At 47.1% G+C, this 3,871-nt stretch carries 8 protein-coding genes and 1 pseudogene; 3 read left to right on the top strand and 6 right to left on the bottom strand.

Annotation, left to right across the window (positions count from 1 at the left end; all coding sequences use genetic code 11):
* Positions 1 to 243: 243 nt before the first annotated feature.
* From QUA10_RS28665 to QUA10_RS28655, 3 genes are read right to left on the bottom strand one after another with little or no spacing between them, the layout of a single operon-like run.
* Positions 244 to 456, bottom strand: a complete 213-nt coding sequence (locus QUA10_RS28665; protein WP_333040772.1) for a helix-turn-helix domain-containing protein — start codon at positions 454 to 456, stop codon at positions 244 to 246.
* Between the two features lie 23 nt (positions 457 to 479).
* Positions 480 to 689: a helix-turn-helix transcriptional regulator gene (locus QUA10_RS28660; RefSeq protein WP_333085601.1), complete on the bottom strand. Its 210-nt coding sequence runs from the start codon at positions 687 to 689 to the stop codon at positions 480 to 482.
* A 20-nt stretch (positions 690 to 709) separates the two neighbouring features.
* Positions 710 to 922 carry a helix-turn-helix domain-containing protein gene (locus tag QUA10_RS28655; protein WP_006635455.1) on the bottom strand — a complete coding sequence of 71 codons (213 nt, stop codon included), beginning with the start codon at positions 920 to 922 and terminating at the stop codon, positions 710 to 712.
* A 130-nt stretch (positions 923 to 1,052) separates the two neighbouring features.
* Between QUA10_RS28655 and QUA10_RS28650 the strand changes: the two genes are divergently transcribed.
* Both QUA10_RS28650 and QUA10_RS28645 read left to right on the top strand, forming a co-directional pair.
* Entirely contained in the window at positions 1,053 to 1,295 is a 243-nt protein-coding gene (locus tag QUA10_RS28650; RefSeq protein WP_333085599.1) for a hypothetical protein, read from the top strand.
* Between the two features lie 153 nt (positions 1,296 to 1,448).
* Positions 1,449 to 2,237, top strand: a complete 789-nt coding sequence (locus QUA10_RS28645; protein WP_333085598.1) for a DUF4058 family protein — start codon at positions 1,449 to 1,451, stop codon at positions 2,235 to 2,237.
* A gap of 101 nt (positions 2,238 to 2,338) precedes the next feature.
* On the opposite strand, the gene QUA10_RS28640 is transcribed toward QUA10_RS28645, so the two are convergent.
* The 3 genes from QUA10_RS28640 to QUA10_RS28630 form a co-directional block, all read right to left on the bottom strand.
* A complete protein-coding gene (locus tag QUA10_RS28640) occupies positions 2,339 to 3,010 on the bottom strand; it encodes an energy-coupling factor ABC transporter ATP-binding protein (RefSeq protein WP_281363590.1) in 672 nt (223 codons plus the stop codon).
* Positions 3,011 to 3,033: 23 nt separating this feature from the next.
* Positions 3,034 to 3,303, bottom strand: coding sequence for a hypothetical protein (locus QUA10_RS28635; RefSeq protein WP_190663726.1), 270 nt, complete (start codon positions 3,301 to 3,303; stop codon positions 3,034 to 3,036).
* 150 nt (positions 3,304 to 3,453) lie between these two features.
* On the bottom strand, positions 3,454 to 3,633 hold the full coding sequence (locus QUA10_RS28630; protein WP_333085597.1) for a hypothetical protein: 180 nt from the start codon (positions 3,631 to 3,633) through the stop codon (positions 3,454 to 3,456).
* Between the two features lie 89 nt (positions 3,634 to 3,722).
* Here QUA10_RS28630 and QUA10_RS28625 point away from each other — a divergent pair.
* Positions 3,723 to 3,871, top strand: a pseudogene (locus tag QUA10_RS28625) (photosystem II D2 protein (photosystem q(a) protein)); the annotation flags it as partial.

Genomic DNA, 3,871 nt, shown 5'->3' with positions numbered 1-3,871 from the left:
AGTTTTTGAGCAACAGCTTGCCTGAGATTCAAAGGTGGCTACTTTTAGCTGCGCTCATTCTTTAGTCTAAACTACAGCACTTAAGTGGACTGAAGAAAGGATTGATTAAAAATTTAAAAAAAACGATGGAAGCGGAACTCGATCGCCTTTTCAGTCGTCTTTAGACGACTTGAGCTTTGAGGCGGGGGTTTCAACCCCCGACGGACTGTTGCAAGAAGTGCAAAAACTAAATCACAAATCAGTTTACCGTTCCAAAACCTCAACCAAATCTTCCACCATCAAATCGAAGACAGCAGCAAGTTTCTGCAAAGCCGTATAGTCCACCGTTGCCATTTTGGGAGCTTGGGCGTATTTTTTAACCGTGCTGTAGGGAATTCCCGTTCTGTCAGAGACTTCTTTGAGCGTCCAACCCTTTTCCTCAGCTAGTTCTCGAACTCGCAACCTAATTAACCCCATCTTCCTGCTGACAAATCAGTTTATTATTCCAAAATCTCAACTAAATCTTCGATCGCAATATCGAACGCACGAGCCATCTTGTCCAAAGCTGTGTAGTCAACGGTAGCCATGCCAGGAGAATTGGCATAGGTAATGATCGTGGTATATGGGATACCTGTTCTTTTGGAGACTTCTGTTAGATTCCAGCCCTTTTCTTGAGCAAATTCTCGAACTCGCAGCCTAATTCGTCCCATATTCCCAGCAAAAAATCAGCCTACTCTTCCAAAATCTCCACTAAATCTTCGATCGCAATATCAAACACGCGAGCCATTTTGTTTAAAGCTGTGTAATCTACCGTTGCCAGCTTGGGAGAATGGGCATAGCTTCTAACCGTACTGTAAGGAATGCCCGATCGCTCAGAAACTTCTTTAAGCGTCCAACCCTTTTCCTCAGCTAGTTCTCGAACCCGCAACCGAATTAGACCCATCTTGCACTTGACAGCCGATACGAACGTATCATAAGAGTAATATTATAAAATTAGCGATCGCCCTCGGACCTGAGAAATCTAGAGCGATCGCCTTTCATTCACCACCCACAAAAGTGGGAAGGATTTTCCTATGATACCAAAACAATCGACATATCGCGATCGACTTCAACCTTGGCATCTAATTCGCCACCTCCCCAACTGTCAGCGGTTAACAGTCGCCCGTTTCAGCCGCCGCCCCGATGGCGAATCTTACTTCAACGCGCTGCGCCGCTTAATGCCGGCAGTCCCGCATACAATTGTGTTCGTAAATGCGGTGTCTGTGTTGGATGAAAACAGCGTTCCAATTCAAACACAATTGCTGATCGAAGTTTAATTGTTGAAAAGTGCGTGAAGCGGAGCTATCCCGTAGGGAATCGCGCTTCCACAAATAGCAATTATTCTATTTTACCGGAAGTGCGATCGCCCCTAATTTTCGCAAAACAACATTGCTAAACTGTAAATAGACTTAAGTCAAGGAGTCAAATCAATGCCATCTCCCTTTCCTGGTATGGACCCATATTTAGAGCATCCCGAACTCTGGCCTGCCCTACACCACTGGCTAATTATTGAAATTGCCAGATTATTATCTCCGCAGCTACGTCCTAAGTATTTAGTGTCTGTAGAAGTGAGAATGTATGAAACCTCTGACGACAATTTATCAATTGGCATTCCTGATGTAAACGTAATTCAGCCAAGAACCACAACCGAATTAATCACATCAAACGTAGCCGTTGCAGCGCCACCAACACAACCATTGACAGTAAATATTCCCATGCCCTACCAGGTTCGGGAAGGCTATTTAGAAATTAGAGAAAGAGGAAACCAAGAATTAATCACCCTGATTGAAATCCTCTCACCTAGCAATAAGCGCACAGGAAAAGGACGACAAATGTACGAAGAAAAGCGAGAAGAAATTTTATCCAGTCGCACTCATTTAATTGAAATAGATTTATTGCGGCGCGGTCAAAAAATGCCAGTAATTGGCAATGACATTGAAAGCCACTATAGCGTTTTGGTGTGTCGGGGAAATCGCCGTCCCAGAGCAGATTTGTACGCTTTTAACGTGCAGAACCCGCTGCCTGCCTTTCCTTTGCCACTGCGATCGGGCGATACCGAACCTATAATCAATTTGCAGGAATTATTCACTCAAATTTACGACATAGCAAGTTACGACCTGAAGATAGATTATCGCAACTGGGAAGTCATACCACCGCTGTCAGAAGCCGATACAATTTGGGCAGATGCTTGGTTGCGCGATCGAGGATTGCGAGATTAATTTGGCGTGCAGCCCTTCTCTTAGTCTGCGGAGGCAGACTTCGTTTTTGTAGAAGCGATTTCAATCGCCGAATGACTTAATTCTCAAGCATTGCTTAACAGCTAAACATCTTGGCTTTGCATCAACCGCTGCTTCAAACGCGCCGGATCTCCCCGATCGACAACTTGACCCTTTTCCAACAAAAAAGCCCCATCACAATAATTCAACTCATCCAAACGGTGAGTCACCCACAAAGCCGTAATCCCGCGATTTTTCACCAACCGCTGCACCGCCGCCACCAAATCCAACTGAGAATCAGGATCTAACAAAGCCGTCGGTTCATCCAACAGCAGAATTTCGCAGTGACGGGCGATCGCCCCAGCCAGGGCAATTCGCTGCTTCTGACCGCCACTCAAAGCATAAATCGGCCGCCGCTGCAAATCCAGCAAATTCACAGCCTCCAAAGCCTCCGCCACCCTCTCCCGCACCTGAACGTTAGAAAGCTTTTCCTCCACCAAACCAAAAGCCACATCCGCACCCACCGTCGGCATCACCAATTGGTGATCCGGGTTTTGGAACACAAAACCCACCCGCCCGCCGAGGTCAATTTCCCCCGACTGGGGGTGCAGCAGCCCAGCCATCAGCCTCAACAGCGTAGACTTGCCGCTGCCGTTAGTGCCCAAAAGCATCCAAAACTCGCCCTTCGGTACATCCAGAGAGCAACCTTGCAACACTCGATCGCCCGACGGCCAGCAAAAACCCAAATCCCGCACAGCAACCGCTGACTGGCTCATATCGGCACCAACACCCCCAGCCCTCATTCTGCTGTCATCGAGACAAAACCAGGGGATCTGCCTGTAGATGACGCCCCCGATTTCTGAGAAACCACCACGCCAGAAATCTCGCTGCTGAGTACAGCCACCTTTTTCTCAGGATTTTTCTCGCAGGTGAGTTCCAAAATTTGCGGTTGGGAGTTGCGAATCGCCGCCAGCACCTGCTGGTAAACAGTCTCAGCGTCCTCCTCCAACTTCCGCTGCACCGACAGCGAGACGGGCGTATTCTTCACAATGATGTCAATGCTGAACATATAGTCTTAAAAACCTAAGTTTGGAGCTCTATCCTCAGTATATATATAGGACTTACCCACGGAAACCCAGTTTCTTAGAAAAATCAGAGGTTGAGGGCGATATATCTACCAAGCCACCGGGCTGCTGACGCAAAGGGCAGAGACTCCTATCTATATAGTAGAATTTCCCAAATGCAGGGCAAAGACTTCGGGGACTTCGAGGGCTTCGCGGACTTCCCCCAAGTCAAAAGTCAAAAGTCGGAAGTTTTTTAATAAAAACTTGCTCTTGTAAAGAATTACCTCTATAATCGTCAATACGGTAAAGAAAAGTAAACTCTGTTCATAATCCAACTTGTTTTCTGCTAAGCAGAGGCAACGGTGGAAAACTCATGACTAGAGACAGATCCGTTGTAATTATATCAATTTGGAGATTTGCGTAAATGACAATCGCAGTCGGACGCGCCCAGACCGAAAGAGGCATATTTGATGTCCTCGACGACTGGCTCAAACGTGATCGCTTCGTCTTCGTAGGCTGGTCTGGCATCCTGCTATTCCCCTGCGCCTACCTAGCCATCGGTGGCTGGTTAAC

Source organism: Microcoleus sp. Pol8_D6, from assembly GCF_036700965.1.
GTDB lineage: Bacteria > Cyanobacteriota > Cyanobacteriia > Cyanobacteriales > Microcoleaceae > Microcoleus.
Note: the sequence above shows the minus strand (reverse complement) of the source record. Positions and strands in the feature narration are given on the sequence as shown.

Excerpts from the sequence above, each read along its gene's own strand:
- QUA10_RS28635 (WP_190663726.1), bottom strand. The coding sequence starts at position 3,303 with ATGTTCAGCATTGACATCATTGTGAAGAATACGCCCGTCTCGCTGTCG.
- QUA10_RS28645 (WP_333085598.1), top strand. The coding sequence starts at position 1,449 with ATGCCATCTCCCTTTCCTGGTATGGACCCATATTTAGAGCATCCCGAA.
- QUA10_RS28660 (WP_333085601.1), bottom strand. The coding sequence starts at position 689 with ATGGGACGAATTAGGCTGCGAGTTCGAGAATTTGCTCAAGAAAAGGGC.
- QUA10_RS28640 (WP_281363590.1), bottom strand. The coding sequence starts at position 3,010 with ATGAGCCAGTCAGCGGTTGCTGTGCGGGATTTGGGTTTTTGCTGGCCG.
- QUA10_RS28665 (WP_333040772.1), bottom strand. The coding sequence starts at position 456 with ATGGGGTTAATTAGGTTGCGAGTTCGAGAACTAGCTGAGGAAAAGGGT.
- QUA10_RS28650 (WP_333085599.1), top strand. The coding sequence starts at position 1,053 with ATGATACCAAAACAATCGACATATCGCGATCGACTTCAACCTTGGCAT.
- QUA10_RS28655 (WP_006635455.1), bottom strand. The coding sequence starts at position 922 with ATGGGTCTAATTCGGTTGCGGGTTCGAGAACTAGCTGAGGAAAAGGGT.